Source organism: Paraburkholderia oxyphila NBRC 105797 (genome assembly GCF_000685075.1).
Lineage (GTDB): Bacteria > Pseudomonadota > Gammaproteobacteria > Burkholderiales > Burkholderiaceae > Paraburkholderia > Paraburkholderia oxyphila.
On the sequence record NZ_BAYD01000055.1, the window covers coordinates 34,946 to 55,547 of the forward strand.

At 64.9% G+C, this 20,602-nt stretch carries 18 protein-coding genes and 1 riboswitch; of the genes, 9 read left to right on the forward strand and 9 right to left on the reverse strand.

Annotated elements, in window-relative coordinates; genetic code table 11:
• Positions 1-30 precede the first annotated feature (30 nt).
• The 4 genes from BO1_RS29020 to BO1_RS29035 form a co-directional block, all read right to left on the reverse strand.
• The gene (locus tag BO1_RS29020) at positions 31-1,434 is read right to left on the reverse strand and encodes a sensor histidine kinase (RefSeq protein WP_043287028.1); all 1,404 of its coding nucleotides are present in this window, start codon (positions 1,432-1,434) and stop codon (positions 31-33) included.
• Positions 1,415-2,092: a response regulator transcription factor gene (locus tag BO1_RS29025; protein WP_028220548.1), complete on the reverse strand. Its 678-nt coding sequence runs from the start codon at positions 2,090-2,092 to the stop codon at positions 1,415-1,417. The genes BO1_RS29020 and BO1_RS29025 overlap by 20 nt, the downstream gene beginning before the upstream one ends.
• Positions 2,093-2,132: 40 nt before the next feature.
• Positions 2,133-3,437, reverse strand: a complete 1,305-nt coding sequence (gene tcuC, locus BO1_RS29030) for an MFS transporter (protein ID WP_167338403.1) — start codon at positions 3,435-3,437, stop codon at positions 2,133-2,135.
• A gap of 149 nt (positions 3,438-3,586) precedes the next feature.
• Entirely contained in the window at positions 3,587-4,606 is a 1,020-nt protein-coding gene (locus BO1_RS29035) for an ABC transporter substrate-binding protein (RefSeq protein ID WP_028220550.1), read from the reverse strand.
• Positions 4,607-4,844: 238 nt separating this feature from the next.
• Here BO1_RS29035 and BO1_RS29040 point away from each other — a divergent pair, with 238 nt between their 5' ends.
• The 4 genes from BO1_RS29040 to BO1_RS29055 all read left to right on the forward strand — a co-directional run bounded on the left by BO1_RS29040 (position 4,845) and on the right by BO1_RS29055 (position 10,031).
• Complete coding sequence (locus BO1_RS29040) at positions 4,845-5,624, forward strand: DeoR/GlpR family DNA-binding transcription regulator (protein ID WP_028220551.1); 780 nt, start codon at positions 4,845-4,847, stop codon at positions 5,622-5,624.
• Positions 5,625-6,045: 421 nt separating this feature from the next.
• On the forward strand, positions 6,046-7,578 hold the full coding sequence (gene glpD, locus BO1_RS29045) for a glycerol-3-phosphate dehydrogenase (RefSeq protein WP_028220552.1): 1,533 nt from the start codon (positions 6,046-6,048) through the stop codon (positions 7,576-7,578).
• 108 nt (positions 7,579-7,686) lie between these two features.
• A complete protein-coding gene (gene glpK / locus BO1_RS29050) occupies positions 7,687-9,192 on the forward strand; it encodes a glycerol kinase GlpK (protein ID WP_028220553.1) in 1,506 nt (501 codons plus the stop codon).
• A gap of 122 nt (positions 9,193-9,314) precedes the next feature.
• Positions 9,315-10,031 (forward strand): MIP/aquaporin family protein, encoded by a 717-nt coding sequence (locus BO1_RS29055; RefSeq protein ID WP_028220554.1) that lies wholly within the window; start codon positions 9,315-9,317, stop codon positions 10,029-10,031.
• A gap of 49 nt (positions 10,032-10,080) precedes the next feature.
• Here the strand turns inward: BO1_RS29055 and BO1_RS61365 are convergent, their stop codons facing one another.
• The 3 genes from BO1_RS61365 to BO1_RS29070 all read right to left on the reverse strand — a co-directional run bounded on the left by BO1_RS61365 (position 10,081) and on the right by BO1_RS29070 (position 14,594).
• On the reverse strand, positions 10,081-11,910 hold the full coding sequence (locus BO1_RS61365; protein WP_043287032.1) for a hypothetical protein: 1,830 nt from the start codon (positions 11,908-11,910) through the stop codon (positions 10,081-10,083).
• Between the two features lie 207 nt (positions 11,911-12,117).
• Complete coding sequence (locus tag BO1_RS29065) at positions 12,118-13,122, reverse strand: sodium:calcium antiporter (RefSeq protein WP_028220556.1); 1,005 nt, start codon at positions 13,120-13,122, stop codon at positions 12,118-12,120.
• 60 nt (positions 13,123-13,182) lie between these two features.
• Positions 13,183-13,379, reverse strand: a riboswitch (yybP-ykoY riboswitch).
• 42 nt (positions 13,380-13,421) lie between these two features.
• Entirely contained in the window at positions 13,422-14,594 is a 1,173-nt protein-coding gene (locus tag BO1_RS29070) for a porin (protein WP_028220557.1), read from the reverse strand.
• Between the two features lie 573 nt (positions 14,595-15,167).
• On the opposite strand from BO1_RS29070, the gene BO1_RS29075 reads away from it, so the two are divergent.
• Positions 15,168-15,425 (forward strand): DUF4148 domain-containing protein, encoded by a 258-nt coding sequence (locus BO1_RS29075; RefSeq protein ID WP_028220558.1) that lies wholly within the window; start codon positions 15,168-15,170, stop codon positions 15,423-15,425.
• Positions 15,426-15,512: 87 nt separating this feature from the next.
• Positions 15,513-15,668 (forward strand): hypothetical protein, encoded by a 156-nt coding sequence (locus tag BO1_RS60325; protein ID WP_167338405.1) that lies wholly within the window; start codon positions 15,513-15,515, stop codon positions 15,666-15,668.
• A gap of 25 nt (positions 15,669-15,693) precedes the next feature.
• Here the strand turns inward: BO1_RS60325 and BO1_RS29085 are convergent, their stop codons facing one another.
• Positions 15,694-16,638 (reverse strand): choline sulfate utilization transcriptional regulator, encoded by a 945-nt coding sequence (locus BO1_RS29085; RefSeq protein WP_043287035.1) that lies wholly within the window; start codon positions 16,636-16,638, stop codon positions 15,694-15,696.
• Between the two features lie 187 nt (positions 16,639-16,825).
• Here BO1_RS29085 and betC point away from each other — a divergent pair, with 187 nt between their 5' ends.
• Complete coding sequence (betC, locus tag BO1_RS29090; protein ID WP_028220560.1) at positions 16,826-18,364, forward strand: choline-sulfatase; 1,539 nt, start codon at positions 16,826-16,828, stop codon at positions 18,362-18,364.
• A 56-nt stretch (positions 18,365-18,420) separates the two neighbouring features.
• Complete coding sequence (gene choX / locus BO1_RS29095; protein WP_043287037.1) at positions 18,421-19,398, forward strand: choline ABC transporter substrate-binding protein; 978 nt, start codon at positions 18,421-18,423, stop codon at positions 19,396-19,398.
• A 68-nt stretch (positions 19,399-19,466) separates the two neighbouring features.
• On the opposite strand, the gene BO1_RS58020 is transcribed toward choX, so the two are convergent.
• On the reverse strand, positions 19,467-20,252 hold the full coding sequence (locus BO1_RS58020; protein WP_084688252.1) for a sensor histidine kinase: 786 nt from the start codon (positions 20,250-20,252) through the stop codon (positions 19,467-19,469).
• A 104-nt stretch (positions 20,253-20,356) separates the two neighbouring features.
• Between BO1_RS58020 and BO1_RS29105 the strand changes: the two genes are divergently transcribed.
• A complete protein-coding gene (locus BO1_RS29105; protein ID WP_043287047.1) occupies positions 20,357-20,545 on the forward strand; it encodes a CsbD family protein in 189 nt (62 codons plus the stop codon).
• Positions 20,546-20,602 lie beyond the last annotated feature (57 nt).

Here is a 20,602-nt window from a genome sequence, read left to right on the forward strand (position 1 = left end):
GCGGCCAGGAACGACTGCACTGAACCCGCGTCATGCGGGCGCGAACTGCACGACCGCCATCGTCCCGCAGCCGTCCTCGCCGTTCTCGAGCCTCACTTCCGCCCGATGCGCGCGCGCGATCTCGCGCACGATCGCGAGCCCGAGGCCGCTTCCAGGCTGCGTCGATGCCCTGAAAAACGGCTCGAAAACCTTGTCGCGCAGTTCCTGGGCGATGCCCGCGCCCTCATCGGCGACGCTCAACGTGACGCCCTCCGCCGCTGCGGCGAGCGTCACCATGACCGCACCGCCCTCGGGCGAGTAGCGGATGGCGTTATCGACGAGATTGAACACGAGCACCGAGAGCAACTGTTCGTTGCCCATGACTTCGGCGTGTTCGGCGAGCGTGGCCACGAGCTCCACGCGCCGGCGCTGCGCAAGCAGTGCGAGCTGCTCGATCACGCCCGTCGCCACCGCGCGCATGTCCACGCTCACGCCTTCGAATTGCGTGTAGTCCGCCGCTTCGGCTTGCGCGAGCGTCAGCAATTGATTGGTGAGCCCCACGAGCGAGCGGTTGCTCTGATGCATCGCCTTGAGCGTCTCGTGAAGCAGCGCGGGATCTTGCTGGCGGCGCGCATATTGGAGCTGCGTGCCGAGCAGCGTGAGCGGCGTGCGCAACTGATGCGCGGCGTCGGCGACAAAGCGCCGTTGCATCGCGGTTTGCCGCTCGATGATGTCGAGGCACTCGTTGAACGCGCTCACGATCGGGCGCAGCTCGCTGCGCAGCGGCTCGACGTCGATGCGCACCGAAGACGTGCGCACGCGTTGCGGGAGCCCGCGCGCGAGCCGCGTGAGCGGCCGCAATTCGAGCGTGAGCGCGATGCACACGAGCACGACGGCCACCGTGACGATGGCCGCGAAATAGAACATCTGGGGCCGCCAGAGCGCGGCGACCATGGCGTCGCGCTCGTGCAGCGTGCGGCCCACCGAGACGATCACGCGGCGCGTCGCGCCCGCGTCGTACATTTCGCGGATCAGCGAGACCGCGCGGATGGGCATGCCGCTCACCTGGGCGTCGTACCACTGGGGGGAGATCTCGGGAATGTGCTGCGGAAAATCGGAGGTGCCCGCGATGATGGGGCCGCCGATCTCCTGGACGCGAAAGAACACCTGGTCGCGGTGGGGCGTGCGCAGAATCTCGATGGCGCTCGGCGAAACCGATGCGCTCAGGTCGTTGCCTTCCCAGCCGATGTCGCCCGCCATCACGCGCGCCGCCGAGAGCAATGCATCGTCCTGGAGCAGGTTCGCCGTGCGCCATGCGTTGCCCCGCGTGATGAACCCTGCCGCCGCGATGAATACCGTCATCGGCAGCACGAGCCAGAGGAGAAGCCGGACGCGCAGGCTGTTGGTCGGCCAGCGCCTCGGCTTTTCGGTCGGGCTATTCTTCGGCTTCGGCATCTTCGAGCAGGTAGCCCAGCCCTCTGAGCGTGATGATGGTTGCCGTGCTCTTCTCGAGTTTCTTGCGCAGCCGCGAGACGTAAATCTCGATGGCGTCTTCGCTGGTGGGCGCGTCGGCATCGCTCACGGATTCCGCGAGCGCCGCCTTCGATACGGTCTTCTTCGCGCGCAGGATCAGCGTCTCCAGCACGGTGTGCTCGCGCGGCGTGAGCGTGAGTGGCTCCTCGTCCACGTAAAAGCGCAGCGTGTCCATGTCGTAGAGCAGGTTGCCGCAGCGCACGCGGTTCGTGCGCGAGGGCGCCTGGCGGCGCGCCAGCACCTTCACGCGCGCCACCAGCTCACGCGCGTCGAAGGGCTTGACGATGTAATCGTCGGCGCCGGCGCCCAGGCAGACGACCTTTTCGTCGATGGCGCCCGTGGCCGTGAGGATCAGCACGGGCGTGGCGTCGCCGCGCGAGCGCATGCGGCGCAGCAGCGCCTTGCCCGACATGCGCGGCAGATTCAGGTCGAGCAGCACAACGTCGTAGGGCGAGGCGCGCAGCGCGTCTTCGGCCGCTTCGCCGTCGCCTACGTGGTCGAGCATGAAACCGTCATCGGTCAACGTGCGGACGAGCCAATGCGCGAGTTGTTCGTTGTCTTCGACGAGCAGCAGTCTCATGCCTTTTCCAGTCCGGTCAGCCGGCCTTGCGATTGCACTATCAGGCGGTCTTGTACTGTTCGCGTGCGACACGCGTGCGGTACAGGAACAGTGTCGCCACCAGGCCGCACGCGGCGGCGATGCTCAGCCATGCGCCCGGCGCGGCTTTGTCGCCGGTGACGTGAATGAGCCACGTGGAGATCGCCGGCGTGAAGCCCCCCACGAGCGTGGCGAGGCTATAGGCCATCGAAAAGCCCGTGGTGCGCACGTGCACCGGCATCAGCTCGGTCAGCGCGACGACCATCGCACCGTTGTACCACGCATAGAGCGTCGAAAGCCACAGTTCCACGACCAGCAGCGTCGCGAACGAGGGGGCGCCCACGAGCCAGCGCATGGCCGGATACGCGCTGAGGATGGCGAGCACGGTGCAGGCGATCAGCACGGGCGCGCGGCCGACGCGGTCCGACACGGCGCCGGCGATCGGCAGCCAGATGAAGTTCGAGACGCCCACGCAGACGGTCACGAGCAGCGCGTCGAGCGACGAGAGGTTCAGTTCGACCTTGCCGAAGGTGGGGGTGTAGGCGGTGATCAGGTAGAACGAGGTCGTCGTCATGATCACGAGGCCCATGCCCGCGAGCACGATGCCGTAGTTGCTCGCGATGGCGCGCGTGATTTCGCCGAGGCTCGGGTGATGGCGGCGCGCCGTGAACTCTTCGGTTTCGCGCAGCGTGCGGCGGATATAGAACAGGAAGGGCACGATCATGCAGCCGATCACGAACGGCACGCGCCAGCCCCAGTCCTTCATTTCGGGGGCGGGCAGGAGGCTGTGCAGCACCACGCCAAGCGCCGCGGCGAACACCACGGCCACCTGCTGGCTGCCCGACTGCCACGAGCAGTAGAAGCCCCGGTTGCCCTTGGTGGCGATTTCAGCGAGATAGACGGACACGCCGCCGAGCTCCGCGCCGGCCGAGAAGCCTTGCAGCAGACGGCCGATCAGGATGATGACCGGGGCGGCCAGGCCGATGGTGGCGTAGCCGGGCACGAAGGCCACGCACATCGTGCCCACTGCCATCAGCCAGAGCGAGAGAATCAGGCCCTTGCGGCGGCCATGACGGTCCATGTATGCGCCGAGCACGATGGCGCCGAGCGGTCGCATCAGGAAGCCCGCGCCGAACACGGAGAGCGCGAGCATCAGCGAGGCGAATTCGTTGCCGGCGGGAAAGAACGTGCTGGCGATGGCGGCGGCGTAATAGCCGTACACCATGAAGTCGTACATTTCCAGAAAGTTGCCGCTGACCGCGCGAAACACGGTGCGGGCTTTCGATTCTCCCGGTGCGGCCGAGATGGCTGAAGTCATGTTGGACATCCTTGCATGTTGGACGAGCGCACCCCGGCGGCCGTGTGGGCTGCCATGCTGCTCGCCGTGGCTTGATCCGTGGGTGAAAACGCTGTTGAAAACGCGGTTGGAAACGCAGTTGAAAATTAAGCGGCTGTTAGTGATCGGGGCGCGCTTCGCTACTGCAAGCCCTTCACGAATTCGTTTGTGTAGGTCTTCGAAAGATCGACATGCCGGGCCGTGAGTCCCGAGCCTGCCGTCATCAATACCTTCAGCACGGTTTGCGGCGCGCCGTCGGGCATCAGACCGTCCTGCGAGAACCCGCTCTGTGCCGACGCCAGCGCGCGCACGTAACCCGCGCGGTCGTTGCCGACGACCTCGGGCGGCAGCACGGCGGCGATCTGCCCGGCCGAATGCGTGCCGATGAAGCGCAGCGCGCGCGTGAGCGCCTGCACCATCTGCCCGGTCTCGCGCCGGTGCTCGAGCATCCAGCTGCGCCGCAGATAGAGGCACGCGCCAGCATACGGGCCGCCCAGCCAGTGCTGCGTCTGCTCGACCGTGCGCATGTCGACCACCACCCTGGCGGCGCCGCTCGTCAACAGACGCGTGGCCGTGGGCTCCTCGACCATGCCCGCGTCGATCGTGCCTTGCTCGAAGGCCTCGACAAAGCGCGTGTCGGACGCGAGCGGCACGACCGTGTAGTCGCCGGGCGCGACGCCCGCGCGGGCGAGCAGGAAGCGCGTGATCATCCACGTGGAGGCGCCAAATCCCGTCACGCCGAGGCGCTTGCCGCGCGCCGCGTTCATCGCGGCTGCGCCGGCCAGCTCGCGGCCGCCTTGCGGGCGCGTCGAGGCGAGCTCGGCAAGTCCCGTCGCGCGCTGCAAAACCACCACCGAGAGCACGTCCTGACCGCGGCTTTGCAAGTCGAGCGTGTGGTCGTAGAAGCCCACCGCGCCTTCGATCGCGCCGGCGATCAGCTCCGTCGAGGTATCGATGCCCGTGGGCCCCGAGACCACCTGCACGTCGAGCCCTTCGTCCTTGAAGTAGCCCAGTTGCGAGGCGAGCACGGCCGGCAAATAGACGATCTTCGACATGCCTCCCATCATCAGCCGGATCGGCTCGGCGCGCGCCACCGGGGCGGCCCCAAGCGCGATGCAGAGCAGTAGAGCGCGGCCGAGATGCTGGGCGCCGGAAAGCATGACTGCGTGACTCCTCGTGACCGGCGGGTTGCCGGAATGGGGGGAAGTATAAGAAAGCGTGGCCTTCTGATTGCTTTCCGGCCTGAAGGGATTTTCTCGGTATTTACCCCCGTACGACCGTTCGGATGGTGCTGAGAAGGAGGCGCGCCGGGCACGGACGCCCGCTGCAGGGCGCACGATGCCCGGCGCAGCACCCCTTACAATAGTGCCAGTCCCCATCCGCACCCATTACGAGATCATGACACGAGACCCCCGCCTCACCCTCAACGCGCGCCAGCAGGAGTTGCTCGAATGGGTGCAGCGCGACGGCTTCGTGACCGTGGACGATCTTGCCGCGCACTTCGGCGTCACGCCGCAGACCATCCGCCGCGACGTCAACTGGCTCGCCGACATGAACCTCCTGCGCCGCTACCATGGCGGCGCGAGCCTCCCCACGAGCGCGGAAAACGTCTCCTACAGCGCGCGGCAGCAGATGTTCCACGAGGAGAAGCGGCGCATCGGGGCGCTCGCCGCCTCGCACATCCCCGATCAGGCCTCGCTCTTCATCAACCTCGGCACCACGACCGAGGAGGTCGCGCGCGCGCTCAATCACCATCGCGGCCTGCGTGTCATCACGAACAACCTGAACGTGGCGAGCATGATGAGCGGCTACCCCGAGTGCGAGGTGCTGATTACGGGCGGCATCGTGCGGCCCTGGGACAAGGGCATCGTGGGCGAGCTCACGATCGACTTCATCCGCCAGTTCAAGGTGGACTACGCGATCGTCGGGACCTCGGCGATCGAGCTCGACGGCACACTGCGCGACTTCGACACGCGCGAGGTGCGCGTGGCCGAAGCGATCATCCAGCACGCGCGCACCGTTTATCTGGTGACGGATCATTCGAAATTCGGCCGGCCTGCGCTCGTGCGCCAGGGGCACCTGAGCCAGATCCACGCCCTCTTCACCGACAAGCCGCTGCCCGCCGAAATGAGTGAGACGGTGGCGCAGGCGGGAACGGCCGTGTACGTCGCGGATTAGGCACGCCTCAGCCTTTCGCTCACATTCCGGCCCTTGGCGCCGGCCCCTGGCTGGCGTTCCCGGCTGCTCGCCGAATTGGCGGGCCGATACTGCTCGAGCATCAAGCGAAGCGATCCGCGCACCAAAACGAAAACGATACGAACATCATTCGAAGATTTTTGCGTTCGTTTTTGTCCCATACGGGCAGCCCGCCGACCCCCTCTCCACCTGAGTTCCTGCTCTAAACTTCGGGAAAACCCCCTTTACTTCGGGCGTTTTCGCTCCCGAATGGCCCTCTTTTCGGACTTGCTCGCTACGGCGCCAAAACGAACTTTACTTTTTCGATTTTGTTCGTTAGATTTCGCATTCGAACATTTCGGGTTCACGCTTGGGCTCGTTTTGGGGCCACTACCCAAATTACCAGCACTATCAGGAAACGCAGGTGACTCAACAGAATCGCTACGATCTGCTCGTCGTGGGCGGCGGGATCAACGGCGCGGGCATCGCGCGCGACGCGGCCGGGCGCGGGCTTTCCGTGCTCCTTTGCGAGCAGGACGACCTCGCCTCGCATACGTCGTCGGCCAGCACGAAGCTGATTCACGGCGGGCTGCGCTATCTCGAGTACCGCGAGTTCGGCCTCGTGCGCAAGGCGCTGCAGGAGCGCGAGACGCTGTTGCGCTCGGCGCCGCACATCATGTGGCCGCTGCGTTTCGTGATGCCGCACATGCCCAACCTGCGCCCCGCGTGGCTGATCCGCATCGGTCTCTTTCTCTACGATCACCTCGCGAAGCGCGAACTGTTGCCGGGCTCGCGCGGCATCGATATGCGCCGCCACGCGGCGGGCGCGCCGCTCATCGACACCATCCGGCGCGGCTTCGTCTATTCGGACGGCTGGGTGGACGACGCGCGCCTCGTCGTGCTCAACGCGCTCGACGCGCAGGAGCGCGGCGCGCAGATTCTCACGCGCACCAGGCTCGTTTCCGCGCAGCGCAAGAACGGCGAGTGGCTGGCCATCCTGCGCCGGCCCGACGGCAGCACCTTCGACGTGCGCGCACGCGCGGTGGCCAATGCGGCGGGCCCGTGGGTGGGCGAAGTGCTGCACGGCGCGCTCGGGCGCGGCGCGCAGCATAGCGTGCGCCTCGTGAAGGGTAGCCATATCGTGACGAAGCGGCTCTTCGACCACGATCACGCGTACATCTTCCAGAACCCGGACAAGCGCATCATTTTCGCGATTCCCTACGAGCACGACTTCACGCTGATCGGCACGACCGATGTCGAGTACCGCAACGATCCCGCGAAGGTGTCGATCGACGGCGACGAGACGCGCTATCTGTGCGAGTCCATCAACCGCTATTTCAAGCGCAAGATCTCGCCCGCCGACGTGCACTGGACTTACTCGGGCGTGCGTCCGCTGCTCGAGGAAGAGGGCGCGAAGAACGCATCGGCCGTCACGCGCGACTATCGTCTGGAAATGGACGACGCCGAAGGCGCGCCGCTGCTTTCCGTGTTCGGCGGCAAGATCACCACGTTCCGCAAGCTCGCGGAAGAGGCTGGCGACATGCTGTGCCGCGTGCTGGGAAGCGATGCGCCCAGCTGGACCGAGGGCGAAGCGCTACCGGGCGGCGACATCGCGAACGCGCGCTTCGCGCCCTTCGCCGAAGCCTTCGCCCGACGCTTCGCCTGGCTGCCCGCGCCGCTCGCGCTGCGCTACGCGCGCGCTTACGGCACGCGTGCCGAGCGCCTGATCGGCCGCGCTACGTCGCTCGAAGAACTGGGTGAGCAAATTGCGCCGGGCATCTACGAAGCCGAGCTGCGCTATCTGCGCGATACCGAATGGGCGACCTGCGCCGAAGACGTGCTGTGGCGCCGCTCGAAGCTCGGCCTGCATGTGGCGCCGGGCACGCTGGACGCGGTCACGGCCGCGCTCGAATCGTGGTTTGCCGCTAGCCGCGCGCGGGCTGCGGTGCCGCACTGAGCATCGCGCGCATCGGGTCACGCGCATTAAGTCACGAACATTCAGCACCCCCCACGCGCCGTGCCTTGCGGCGCGCATCACAACGACTTACGGACGGAGATGAGAGACATGCAGGACCAACAGTACATTCTTGCGCTCGACCAGGGCACGACGAGCTCGCGTGCGATGCTGTTCGACCGTCAGGGCCAGATCGTCTCGATCGCCCAGAAGGAGTTCGAACAGATCTATCCGCGCCCGGGCTGGGTCGAGCACGATCCGCAGGAAATCTGGTCGACGCAGGCGGGCGTGGCGGCCGAAGCCGTCACGCGCGCGGGCCTGAACGGCACCAACATCGCCGCCATCGGCATCACGAACCAGCGCGAGACCACCATCGTCTGGGATCGCGAGACGGGACACCCCATCTATAACGCCATCGTCTGGCAGGACCGCCGCACGGCCGACTTCTGCGACCAGCTCAAGGACCAGGGCCTCGAAGCCATGGTGCGCGCGAAGACCGGCCTGCCGATCGATTCGTACTTCTCCGGCACCAAGATCCGCTGGATTCTCGACAACGTGGAAGGCGCGCGCGAGAAGGCGCGGCAAGGCAAGCTCGCGTTCGGCACGGTCGACAGCTGGCTCGTCTGGAACTTCACGAAGCACGAGCTGCACGTGACCGACGTCACGAACGCCTCGCGCACGATGCTCTTCAACATCCACACCCGCAAGTGGGACGACGAGCTGCTCGAAGCGCTCGACATTCCGCGCAGCATGCTGCCCGAAGTCCGTTCGTCATCCGAAATATATGGTCCGACAAAGACCACGGTGTTTGCCTCGAAGATCCCGCTCGCCGGTATCGCGGGCGACCAGCAGGCGGCGCTGTTTGGCCAGATGTGCACGGCCTCGGGCATGGTGAAGAACACCTACGGCACGGGTTGCTTCCTGATGATGAACACGGGCACCAAGCCAATCGAGTCGAAGAACAATCTCGTGACGACCATCGCCTGGCAGATTGGCGACGAGGTGAACTACGCGCTCGAAGGCAGCATCTTCATCGCGGGCGCGGTGGTGCAATGGCTGCGCGACGGCATGGGCGTCATCAAGAGCGCGGCGGAAGTCGAAGCGCTCGCCGCGAGCGTGCCGCACACGGACGGCGTCTATCTCGTGCCCGCCTTCGCCGGCCTTGGCGCGCCGCACTGGAACGCACATGCGCGCGGCTCGCTGTTCGGCGTGACGCGCGGCACGACCTCGGCGCACGTGGCGCGCGCGGCGCTCGATTCGATCGCGTATCAATCGCTCGACGTGCTCGCCGCCATGGAGGCCGATTCGGGCATCAGCGTGGGCGAACTGCGCGTCGATGGCGGCGCGAGCGCGAACAACCTGCTTATGCAGTTCCAGGCGGACCTGCTCGGCGTGGATGCGGTGCGTCCGCAGATTACCGAAACCACGGCGCTGGGCGCCGCCTATCTCGCGGGCCTCGCCACCGGCTACTGGAACAGCGTGAACGAGTTGCAGAGCCAGTGGCACGTGGACAAGCGCTTCACGCCCGCCATGCCGGCCTCGCAGGTCGACGTCTGCCGCGCGGGCTGGCAGCGCGCGGTGCGCGCCGCCAAGGCGTGGGCCGACGACACGCAGTAAATGCAGTACGACGACCAGCAAAAGCATCTCAACCTAAAAACACAATAATCCGCGGGCGGGCCGCGCAGCCGCATTGCATCGGCTGCGCGCGCCCGGTCCGGGTCGAAAGAGAGACAAATCGAATGTCACCCTATATTGCTGAATTCATCGGCACGGCCATTCTCGTGCTGCTCGGCAACGGCGCGGTCGCCAACGTGCTGCTCGCGAAGACCAAAGGCAAGGGCGCCGACCTCATCGTCATCGTGATGGGCTGGGCGATGGCCGTGTTCGTGGCCGTCTACGTGACCGCATCGTATAGCGGCGCGCATCTGAACCCGATCGTGACGATCAGCCTCGCGCTCGCGGGCAAGTTCGCCTGGTCGAAGGTGGGCGGCTATATTGCCGCGCAGATGCTCGGCGGCATGGCCGGCGCGTTCCTCGTGTGGCTCGCCTATCGCCAGCACTTCGCGAACGAAGCGGACTCCGACGTCAAGCTCGCCGTGTTCTGCACCGCGCCCGCGATCCGCAGCGTGCGGCACAACGTGATCACCGAAGCCATCTGCACCTTCGTGCTGATTCTGGGCGTGCTGTATCTCGCTTCGCCGCAGGTGGGGCTCGGCGCGCTCGACGCGCTGCCCGTTGGCCTGCTCGTGCTCGGCATCGGCATTTCGCTGGGCGGTCCCACGGGCTACGCCATGAGCCCGGCGCGCGATCTCTCGCCGCGCATCATGCATGCGCTGCTGCCGATCCCGGGCAAGCGTGACAGCGACTGGCGCTACGCGTGGATTCCGGTGCTTGGGCCGCTTGTCGGTGGTGTGGCGGCATCGTCGCTGTATCTGTATCTGCACGCGATGCACTGAGTGTCGTAACCCGGACGCGGGGCTGGTATCGAACCGGGTCCGCGTCTGTCTAAAGCCCGTTCGCGAGCCCGGTGGCTTCGCGTTCGGGTGCAGCAGGGAAGCTTGCCAATCGCTGCGCGACACGGGCCACTACCGGTTGCCAATCGCCAGGCCGGGGTTGCCGAAACAAGGTCACGCTGTCGTACCATCGCTGTGATTCCCGTGTCCCCCACGCCCATTGCGAAACGCGATCGAGCATCGCCAACACGGGCTTGCCGAGCGCGCCGCCCAGATGCAGCGGGGCGCTGTCGATCGTCACAATCGCATCGAGTGCGCAGACATGCGCGGCGACGTCTTCGAAGCCGTCCTGATAGTACGGCGTCAAATCGCAGTGCGGCACGTTCGCGGGCAGAGCCGTATGCCCCGGAGAAAGGGGATGGAAGACCACATCGTCCAACGCGAACAGCGGCGCCAATTCCTCAAGCGCCATTGATCGCTGTGCGTCGCGCCGGTGGTTGGGGTCGCCGCGCCAAACCAGACCGATCTGAAGCGCGTCATGCAGCGGCGTTGCCTCGCGCACGCGGGATCGCCATTGCGCGGCACGCGACGCGTCTGGCTCGAGATAGGGCGTGCCGCGCACCTGCTCCGGCTTCAAGCGGAGCATGAAAGGCACGCTCATCATTGGCAGGCAGTAGTCGGGAGTCCCATGCTCCGCATAGTTTTTCGCTTCGATCTCGATGCAAGGCGCGTAATAGCGTGCGAAGAGCGTGCGCAGTGCGCGCCTGCACGCCAGGACCAGACGGCCGCCTTCGGCTTGCACGCGCGCCGCGAGTGCGGGAATCAGGCGGACCATCTGAATGTCGTCGCCATGTCCCTGCTCGCTATAGACCAGCAGCGTGCGGCCTTTGAGCGGCTGGCCAGTCCAGAGCGGAGCCACTCGCGTCATGATGGACACGACACTGTTTGACGCGCGGTCCGTTCGCGCGAGGCGCCCTTCGTATCGCGCCCAGCCGCGTGGCCAGTCGCCCTGGCGCAACTCCAGTTCGGCGAGATCGACGGCCGATGTGGGTGCGTTGCCGTCGAGTGCGAGTGCGCGTTCATACAATCGCCGGGCCGCGCCGTAACGCGCCTGTTCAGCGACAAACTGCGCCAGCGCAGCGAATACGTCGCTGTTTCCCGGGTGATGGGCATCGGCGATGCGCATGGTTGCCTCCGCCGCGGCGGGGTCATGGCGATGCCATTGCGCACAGGCCAGCTGCCACGACATTTCGAGGTCGCCAGGAAGACGGGCGAGCTGCGCGTGGCACACCTGTTCGACCGCTTGCCAATCGCCCGCATACCGGCGCTCCAAAACCAGTTGCAGCGGCAAGGCCGGATCGATCATCGGATCGATCTGCCAGGCGCGCAGCAAGGCCGTCTGGCGCAATTTGAGTGTTGCGTCGTCGGCGTGGCCGGATAACGCGCACGCGATCAGCCAGTGTATGCGGGCGTCGTTCGGGTGATGAGTCGCCAGCGCGGTCATGAGGTGCAACGCCATCGCGCGGCCGTCGATCTTGTCCGTTATCCACGATGCCCATTGCATGGCCTCGTCCGGCTCGAGCGCCTGGGCAGCAAGCGTGACGAGTTTCAGAGCGGCGTCATCGCGCCCGGATACGCTGGCGAACAATGCGCATCGCAGGAATCGCGTGCCAGGCTTGGCGACGTTCGATGCGCATCGCGCCTGTTGCTCCGGCGTGGCTTTCAGGCCGAGGCCCGCTATCAGGTCTGCCTCGAGGCAGGCGCTTTGACCTGTGGAATCGAATGCAATCGCGAGGCGTTGCGCTGCGTTAAAGCCATCGGATTGCAATGATTTGAAGACGGGTAGAAAGGTATCGCTCGCGGGTGAGATGGCTTGATTCATTCTCGCGCTCCTGGGAGAAATTCGATGAGCGACGAATTGGGATTTCCGTCTGGCACGCAATGCTCGCGCTGCGTTCGTGGCGAGCGCTATAGGACCGATCCGAAATTGGCGTGTAAAACGAACGCGGCCCGAGCATATCGGGCCGCGGTGCAAATAAACAGCTAACGCCGAATCAACCTCCAGGCAACTTCGACGCGCCTTCGCGCATCACTTCGGAATCACGCAGAGCATCGCCGCAAACACCGCATAGAGCCAGCCCACGTGCGTGAGCTGGCGGCTCTTCACTTGCGGGGCGCGGAACGCCCACTGCAGGAACACGATGGCGAGCATCGTCGTGACCGCGGCGAGAATCGACGGCGCACCGAGGTGCCACGACGTGAAGAACAGGCCGAACGCGGTGGGAATGGTCGCCTGGATCATCATCGCGCCGCTGATGTTCGCGAGCGCGAGCCGTTCCTTGCCCTGACGCACCCAGATGATCGCGTTCATGATCTCCGGCAGCTCGGTGGCGATCGGGCTGAAGAGCAGCGCGGTCAATTGCGGGCTCAGCCCGAGCCACGGACCCACCGCGCTGATCTGCTGCACGAACAGGTGCGAGGCAAAGAAGATCACGACGAGCGCGCCCACGGTCTGGAGCAGGACCCAGAACAGCGACGGATCTGCATCGCGCGGACGCAGCTTGAGCGGTTCGAGCCCCACGTCTTCCACGCTATCGCTGTCGTCGCTGAGCTCCTTCCAGCAATAAATCGCGTAGGCCGCGAGAAACGCGATGCCGAGCAGAGGCTTGAAGCTGAACACCACGAGCCCGAGCCCGATCTTCACGACGAAGATTGCGAGGAACCAGAGCTGGTCGCGGCGCAGGCGGCGCGTGTCGGCGTCCACGGTGCCGGCGCGCGCGCGGCCCGTGCGTGCGGCCGTTGCCAGCAACGCGACGCCCACCACGGCATAGGCGACCGTGCTGAGCGCGAGCGGGCCGCCGATGGCCGCGCCAATGCCAATTTCCTTGTGGGCCGCATCGGCGCCGAAGGCGACCGCCACGAGCGTGACGACGCTCTCGGGCAGCGCGGTGCCAAACGCGGCGAGGATCGTGCCGGTGGCCGTTTGCGTGACCTTGAGCTTCTGGCCGAGCCATTCGACGGCGTTGACGAAAGTCTCGCACGACAGATAGATGATGCCGGCGGCGGCAATGAGCAGGGCGAACGTCCAGATCATGACGCACGCTCCGTAGGGCGCGCACAGGTGCAGGTGCGGGAAAGGCGGGGCATGGGTGGCGGCATTCCTCGGGCTGGACGATCGGACCAATGACGCCATCCCCCCGCCCAGCCCGGGTGTGAGGGATAACGTCATAGGTCTCGTCAGGCCGAAGAACGGCTGCCGGCGCCATGGCACGTTGTGCCAATCATGTTGACGCCGGCGCGGCACGCATTGCGCGTGACGCAGACTACTCCCCTAAGACCCGCGCATTATAGCCGACCAAGGCGGCCGCGCGGAAGGAAAGGGGCGAAGCCCGATCAGAAGTGGTGGCGGATGCCGACCATCGCCATGGCCTGCTTGTTGGTGGTCGCGTCATTGCCGAAGTCGGCGAACGAGGCGTTGGCATCGACGAGCGCGCCCGTATCGGCGTCGATCGTGTGGCCCGAGGCCTTCTGGTAGCCCGCGAGCACGTAGATGTCGGTGCGCTTGGAGAGGAAGTAGTCGCCGCCGAGGCTGAACTGGTTATAGCTCGCGTCCACGCCGTTGCCGTGGCCCTTCGTGTAGTTGTAGCCGACACCGACCAACGCCATCGGCGTCACCTGGTAGTTGATGTACGCCTGGCCGGTGTTGAACTTCGTGTCGCTGTTCGGGCCGGACGCGCTCTGGTAGTTCGCGTAGTCCACGTTGCTGTACGAGAGGCCAAAGGTCATCGGGCCGTAGTTGTAGTTGCCCACCGCGCGGATGATCTGCAGCGAGTTGGCCGAAACGAAGCCGCCCGTGATCGCCGGCGAATCCACGTTGACATCGGTGTTCGGGTTCAGGCCGTCGAACGAAGCCACCGTGCCGCTGTTGCTATTGGCCTTGAAGTAGCCCGCGCCGAAGCCGAACGGACCATGGTTGTACGCCGCCGCGACGGCCCACGTCTGGCCCGCGCCCATGCTGCCCGCCTGGCCGCCGAACGCGTACATCGCGCTCACCTGCAGGCCCGCCCAGTTCGGGCTCGTGTACTTGACCGAGTTGTTGGTGCGGTAGCTGTTGTCGTAGTTATCCATGTCGCCCGGCGTCGCGAATGCGGAGCCGAAGTTCACGTCGTCGGTCATCGGCTGGAGCAGGTCGATGAGCGGATCGTACTGGCGGCCCAGCGTGAAGCTGCCGGCCGTGTTGGAGTTCAGACCCACCATCGCGGTACGGCCGAACATGCGCTGGCCCTGGCCCTGCTTGCCGTTGTCGATGTTAAAGCCGCTTTCGAGCTTGAAGATTGCGGAGAGGCCGTTGCCCAGATCCTCGGTGCCCTTCAAGCCCCACAGGTTCGGCGACACGTTGCCGGACATCATCTGGAACGTGTTGCCCGAACCATTCTTGCCTGCCTGGTTGCCGAAGAAGGCGATCGAGGTGTCGAGCGAGCCGTAGAGCGTCACGCTGCTTTGCGCATGAGCGGCGGAGGCGATGGTCGCCAGCGTGGCAGCGAGAGCGAGAGCAGTTTTTTTCATTGACGAATATTCATTAAAAAGTTGCGTGAGAGAGCGTGTACTTCATGAAAAACGAATCGCAGCGCGGCAGGTACGCCAGGCAAATTCAGGGGCGATTATGCGTAACACGCTCTGTGGGCGAATTTGAAAATCGGAAAGACTGAGTTTCAGAAAAAGCATTCGTGCGCGCGTCCCGTCTGGACGGCGCTGCAAGGGCGCAGTGCGCAAAGGTGTTGTTTTTTTGCGGCTATTTGTGGCGTCCCGATGTGTGCATGAGCACACATCGCGGATGCGCACCGCGCTGGACGATGCGCATGGCTGGCCGCGCATGTGGCCTTAGTTGACGTACTGCAGGTGCAATGTGCGGCTAGAGTCGATCAGGACAATTGATCGAATTCGCTTTCATCCGGACCCTTGGCGGTCATCTGCCGGATCTTAAACATTTCTTCATTTCCCTGCGGATATTCGCGAGGGTTCGCGCCTCTATCCTTGCCGCATGAATTGCATTGCAGCCCTGCGATGCATCGGGAACCGGCGTGCAACAGCGCCGGAACAGTCAACGGAAACGGCCGCCTGGCCGGACAGGAGTTTGAAGTGAAGAAGAGTTGGAATTGCGCGTGTGCCGCGCTCATGTTGTCGGTTTCGGCGTTCGCGCATGCACAAGGTACGGCTACACCCAATGGCGCGGCGCCCGCAGCGGCGGCACCCGTGGCGGCGGCTCCCGCGGCCCCCGCATGGAACGGTGACGGCACGGCACACATCACGCGCGCACAGGTGCGTCACGAACTCGTCGAAGCGCAGCAGGACGGCCAATTGAAGCTGCTCAACAGCACGGTCTACGCCCACCACTGACGCGACCGGGCACAGCTGTCAAGGCGCACCGGGCCGCGCGTCTTGACGGGAACTCGCCTTGCGGCCCGTCATCCGAGTTTCGATTCCATGAAATCACGCATTGTTGTTTATGTCGTGCGCGCAGCGGTGTGCGTCGCGGCGGCAGCCGCCATGTCGGGCTGCGCAAGTCTGCATCCGCAGCCCAACGGCCCCGGCGACTGCGTCGGACCGCCGGGATATTGCGTGCCGTTCTTCGGTTCGTAAGGCGAGGCGGATGCCGCGCGGCGCGTCAATGGCTATTGCCGGCGGCATTCGAAGCCGGCTGCGCGGCCGTATGGCATTCGTCGAACAGCCAGCGCCGGAACAGCGGCACAGCGGGCGCTTCGGGCCTGGCCGGCGGACGCACGAGAAAGTAGCCGCGCGCCGTAACGACCGGCGTATCGATCAGCCGCACGAGTTGGCCGCTCGCAACCAGCGAGTCAGTCAGCGGGGTCCAGCCGAGCGCAACGCCCTGGCCCATCAGCGCGGCATGAATCACGAGCGCGTAGCTATTGAAGGTTATCCCCTGTTCATCCGCAGGCGCCCGCAAATGGTGCGCCGCGAACCATCCTGTCCATGACAGCCAGCGCACCGGCTCCGTCGGCTGAACGTGCAGAAGCGGCAACGCCGCGAGGTCGGCGGGCGTCCTCACGTGGCCGTGCTGCGCGTAAAACGCGGGCGAGCAGACGGGGGTGACCTCCTCCGGAAACAGTCGCGTGGAGGTGCAGGGCGTCCAGTCATCGTCGCCAAACGCGATCGCCACGTCCGCGTGATCGCGGCGCGGATCGAACGTCTGCTGCGAGGTGACGACCTTCACGTTGACGTCTGGCATCCGTTGCTTCAGTCCCCCCAGGCGCGGCATCAGCCAGAAGGTCGCGAAGCCCGCATCGGTGAGAATGGTTAGTCCTCCTGATGCACGGCGCGCGCGGATTTCGGCGGTGGCATCGCGGATGGTCGCCAGGCTCAGGCGCACCGCCTCATAGAGGCGCTGGCCGTCGGGCGTCAGCGTCACGCCGCGGTGGCCGCGCTCGAACAGCGGCGCGCCGAGGTCCGCCTCGAGCTGCACGATGCGCTGGCTGACCGCCGGTTGCGTCGCGCCGAGCTCGCGAGCCGCAGCGGTGAAGCTCGCAAGTCTCGCGGCCGCCTCGAATACCGATAGCGCCTGCATCGGCGGCAAACGATCCTGGTCTGACATAAGCGTCCCTTATGGGGCCATAAGCTGAGGGCGTCTTCACGCGCGTTTAATGGGGCGACATATTGTGGCCACGTCGCGCTTCCCTTCGGGCATTGCGCCGTTGAGTCCGGCAGCTCGTCGTGCCGCTGCATCCCTGCAGCAATGCCGCGTGGCTGGCCATTACCCTCGATTTTAACTGCCCTCGATCATGAGCTCTAAGCCCAGAAATATTCTCATCCTGATGGCGGACCAGATGACGCCTTCGGCGCTGCGCATACACGGCAATGCGGTGTCCAGGACGCCGCGCATCGACGCCCTGGCGCGCGACGGCGTGGTATTCGATTCCGCGTATTGCGCGAGCCCGTTGTGCGGGCCGTCGCGCTTCGCCTTCATGGCCGGCAAGCTGCCGTCGAGGATCGGCGCCTACGATAACGCGGCGGAATTGCCGGCGCAAACCCTGACGTTCGCCCATTACCTGCGTGCGGCCGGCTACCGGACGGTGTTGTCGGGCAAGATGCATTTTTGCGGTCCCGACCAGTTGCACGGCTTCGAGGAGCGTCTGACCACGGACATTTATCCCGCCGACTTCGGCTGGGTGCCGGACTGGGATCGTCCCGAAGTCCGTCCGAGCTGGTATCACAACATGAGTTCGGTGCTCGATGCCGGTCCTTGCGTGCGTACCAATCAGCTCGACTTCGACGACGAGGTCACATTCACCGTGCGGCAGAAGCTGTACGACATCGCACGCGAGCGACAGGCGGGCAGCGATACGCGGCCGTTCTGCGTGGTCGCGTCGTTGACGCATCCGCACGATCCCTACGCGATCCCGGCGCAATACTGGAACCTCTACCGCGATGAGGAAATCGATCTGCCACGCACGATGCCGGGCCACGAGGCGCGCGATCCGCATTCGAAGCGGCTGCGGCACGTCTGCGAGAACGATCGCACGCCGCCGGGCGAACAGCAGGTCCGCAACGCGCGCCGGGCGTACTATGGCGCGCTGTCCTATGTCGACGCGCAGTTCGGCGCGATGCTCGATGCACTGGAGGAGAGCGGGCTCGCCGACGATACGATCGTGATCGTCACGTCCGATCATGGCGACATGCTGGGCGAACGCGGTCTCTGGTACAAGATGACGTTCTTCGAGAACGCGACGCGCGTGCCGCTGATCGTGCATGCGCCGAAGCGCTTCGCACCGCGCCGCGTCGCGAGTTCGGTCTCCACGATCGACCTGTTGCCGACGCTCGTGGATCTGGCGGGCGGGACCCACAAGACCGACTGGCCCGACCCCGTGGATGGCCGCAGCCTGGTGCCGCATCTGGTTGGCGACGGCGGCCACGACGAGGTGTTCGGCGAATACCTGGCGGAGGGCGCGATTGCGCCCATCGTGATGATCCGGCGCGGCGCGTACAAGTTCATCCATACGAGCGTGGACCCGGACCAGCTCTTCGATTTGAGCGCCGATCCGCTGGAGCTCGTCAATCTGGCCGACAACCCGGATAACGCGCGGACGGTCGCGGCATTTCGCGCGGAGATCGCGGCGCGCTGGGATCTCGATGCCCTGCATCGCGAGGTGCTGGCGAGCCAGCGCCGACGGCGCTTTCACTACGCGGCGACGACCCAGGGGCGTGTCCAGTCGTGGGACTGGCAACCCTTCGTCGATGCGGGCAATCGGTACATGCGCAATCACATCGAACTGGACACGCTGGAAGCGATGGCGCGCTTTCCGCGCGTCGTGCACGAATGATCCTTGCGCCACACAGTCATCGAGACCCGGGCGGAAATCAGAAACAGGAGAGAGACATGAAGCGAAACGAGGCAAACCAGGCCAACAGGCGGCGGCGCGTTCTGTCGATCGCGCTATGCGCGACGGCGCTCGCCCCCGCGCTGGCGACGCAGGCTGCGCAGCCGCAGCGTTGCGAGAACGTCCGGATGGCCGCTCCCGGCTGGGCCGACATCGACGCCACCAATGCCATTACCGGCATCGTGCTGAAGGCGCTCGGCTACAACCAGACCGTCTCGAACCTGTCCGTGCCCATCACCTACGAGGGCTTGAAGAAAGGGCAGATCGACGTGTTCCTCGGCAACTGGATGCCGGCGCAGGCGCCGCTCGTGAAGCCTTTCGTCGAGAGCCACTCGATAGACGTATTGCACGCGAACCTGACGAACGCGAAATTCACGCTCGCGGTACCCGACTATGTCGCCGCTGCGGGCGTGCACTCGTTCGCCGACCTCGCGAAGAATGCGGGAAAATTCGACGACACCATCTATGGAATCGAGCCTGGCGCACCCGCGAACCAGAACATCAAGAACATGCTCGACAAGAAGGCGTTCGGGCTCGGTGACTGGAGGCTCGTCGAATCGAGCGAGACCGGGATGTTGACCCAGGTGGAGCGGGCAGTGCGCGACAAGAAGTGGATTGTCTTTCTCGCGTGGGAGCCGCACGAGATGAATACGCGATTCCACATTACGTATCTGGCGGGCGGCGACGCGTATTTCGGGCCTGACTATGGCGGCGCCACGGTCAATACCGTGACGCGCACCGGCTTCGCGCAGCAGTGTACCAATCTTGGCAGGCTGTTCAGTCAAATGACTTTCAACGTCGACCTCGAAAACCAGATCATGACGAGCGTGCTGCGAGACAAGGAAGATGTCAAAACGGCCTCCCTGAACGCGCTGAAGGCGCACACCAACCTGCTGGGACCTTGGCTCGATGGCGTGACGACAGTGGGCGGCGCGAATGGATTGCAGGCCGTCAACGCGGCGATCGGAGGCCACTAGCGGCGTGCACCAACGGCGCGCTTGACACGTCTCCCGGCTATGTCACCAACGCAGGAGGGCAGGCGCGTCTAAGGAGCCAGTACGGCCTTGATGCTGCCGTGCCCCGCGCTCATGTCGATCGTCAGCGAGCCGCCCGATCCGCTACACAGATGATGCACGAGACGAAGCCCAAAACCCGCATCGCGCGCGGGATCGAAGCCGGCCGGAAATCCCGGTCCCTCGTCTTCGACAACGACCTCCGCTTGACACGTTTGCCATGCCAGCGTCACGTTGACGTTGCCGCTACTGTATTTGACCGCGTTGGTCACCAGTTCCGCCACGATGGAGCCGAGCGACACGAGCGTATCGCTGTCGAGTACGAACGCTTCGCCTGGCGCCAGACGCAGCACGCGGGCCGAGCCCGGGCCCAGAAGTGCGTGGTGCAAATCCTGGAGCAGGCTCGAGAGGTATTCCCTCGCGGGTTGATAGTCGCATTGGCCATTGTCGTAAAGATGCTCATGAATACGCGCGACACTGTTGATGCGGCGTGCCGCAACATCCAGTGCATGTCTTGTTTCGGCATTGCTGGACTGACGCGACTGAAGCTGCAAGGTACAGGCGATCAGATGGAGGCTGTTTCGCATGCGATGATGAAGCTCGCGTATTTGCAGCGCCTGTACCGATGAAATCTCCTGTGAGGAGTCTTTCCGTGAATCCGGGGGGCTAGCGGAAACTGGTTTCATGGCGAAAGGAAAGAAGGAAGCACGCGGGCAGGAGGCGGCCGGCATGACGCGGTGCCAGTCGGTGGCCTCGTCACTGGATGCGGACACTGTATCGCCGGGCCCGTGCACTGAACAGATACGGTTGTACTGCATTGCCTGGTATGTTTGACTCTGTTGCCAGGCTCGCTGCTTCGTTACATTGGGTTCGTCCCTGCCGTATCGGCAAGGGGCTTTCCCCCATCGACTGGAGAGCGATCATGGACAACGACCGGATCAAGGGCGCGGCAAAAGAGATCAAAGGTTCGATCAAGGAAGCAGCCGGCAAGGTAACGGGCAGGCGCGAAACCGAAGCGGAAGGCAAAGTCGAGAAAGCGACCGGAACGGTTCAGCGCAAGGTTGGCGAGGCCAAGGACAAGCTACGCGAGAAACTTGACAAGGACAACTGATATGTTTTTGGGCTGCGCGAATGCGGCGACGTGTTCGCGCATGCCGCGTTGCGGGCT